The organism is Neobacillus sp. NPDC097160, from assembly GCF_044762155.1.
In the GTDB taxonomy this organism is placed as follows: domain Bacteria; phylum Bacillota; class Bacilli; order Bacillales; family Cytobacillaceae; genus Neobacillus.
In genome coordinates, this window is the sequence record NZ_JBIWDU010000047.1 from 1 (window position 1) to 1,565 (window position 1,565).

The following is a 1,565-nucleotide window of genomic DNA, read 5'->3' on the forward strand; positions in this document are numbered from 1 at the left end:
GATTCCACGGAAATTCACTGCTCGAGCGACGTGAAATTGTTGAGCAATGTCCACACCAACAACGAGGTGTTTATCGGAAATTCTTTCTATTAGTTGATTTTGTTTGTTCTGCATTTTAAACTTCATAGTAGGGTTCCTCCTAAAAGTTGTGAGTTAGAGTGGTGTCTATACTCATATCATACTGAGGAGCCCTATTTTTTTCAAAGTCGAAAAATAACGATCTACAGGAATGCTAAACTGCTTCGTTAGTCGAATAAGAAAAAAAGACCGCCGCAGCGATCATTCTTGAGGTCAAGCACCCGTTAGCTGAAGAAGAACTTTACTTTAATAATGTCCTTTTTAACATAAACCGTGGTGGAGATCCGAAATCTTGTTCTGCTTGAAAATACGCTAATTTTCCGTGTATGCAAGAAATAATTGAAGGCATACCATACCATATCAATTCTTCTATTGCAGTTTTAAGGGGCAACTCTTTACCATCTACACCTGAATGCCAAGACATTACATAACAGTTTTTACCTGCACCTTGTTCTTTTATCAATTTTTCTATTTCTTCTGGGTCAGAGTTAGGTTTGGGGATTTCAAACATAAATTCATTTCGAAGAGTATCTAAATAATTGTGATTTAATCTTCCTATTGCATCTCCGCGTTTTTTTGACGAAGATAATTCAAACAACATCCTTTGTTGAATCCCTTTGTTAAAGAAAGATTTAACAATAATTTCTTCAATTTCTTTGTTCATCACAACCCCTCCCACAACTTAATTTTACCATAATGCCCCATATATTGTGGATATTCTTATTAAACTATCCTGTTCGTTAGCTGAATAAAAAAAGCGATTGCTCTTATTGAACATTAGCACCCATAAGTTTAAGTATAATCCTTTACAAGTTATTATAAATTTAATTCCAGCCATTCATCAGTTTCTTTAAAACCAAACTTCTTATATACAGGTCTGCCTAATTTTGAAGCCCCAAGCCACAGTTTGGATACACCTAATTCCTTCGCTTCGTCAACCAACTTCTTTAGTAAACCTGTCGCAATTCCTTGCCCACGATAATCTTCACTGGTAAACATATTGGTGATATATCCTTTTTTTCCAGTTTTATTTGTGTATGAAGGTGGAAAGTCATAAATTATGATTGCACCGCAAGCAATAATTGCTTCGTTATCCTCCACCAACAACTGAATTAAAGTACCTTCACTTAGCTTATTTTTAAAGAATTTGTAGAGTTCTGTATCAATGTCTATATTGGGTTCAATACCTTCATCAACCAATTGCTTTTTTCTTAAACCAATCAATTTATTAATATCATTTAAATTTGCCTTCCGGTATTTCAACATCTAATTCACTCCCATATCAATTACCTCAAATTAGTTTAGCATATTTCTTGTTGAACTAACCTGCCCCGTTCGTATTATAAGGTCAGCCAGAAAATATTTCTGGTTGACCATTTTTTATTTGGTCTTATTATAACAGTAGCCAAGGTAGAACGTATCTGCCCGTGGGGCTTGACCCCGTCAGCTAAACCGTTCGCCCCCTACTTGTAGAAACATGATTGAGG

The 1,565-nt window shown here is 35.4% G+C and carries 2 protein-coding genes; both read right to left on the minus strand.

The window, feature by feature from the left end; genetic code table 11:
• Nucleotides 1-319: 319 nt before the first annotated feature.
• Nucleotides 320-742 carry a hypothetical protein gene (locus ACIQXV_RS29710; RefSeq protein ID WP_402965984.1) on the minus strand — a complete coding sequence of 141 codons (423 nt, stop codon included), beginning with the start codon at nt 740-742 and terminating at the stop codon, nt 320-322.
• A 152-nt stretch (nt 743-894) separates the two neighbouring features.
• Nucleotides 895-1,341: a GNAT family N-acetyltransferase gene (locus tag ACIQXV_RS29715; RefSeq protein ID WP_402965987.1), complete on the minus strand. Its 447-nt coding sequence runs from the start codon at nt 1,339-1,341 to the stop codon at nt 895-897.
• Nucleotides 1,342-1,565 lie beyond the last annotated feature (224 nt).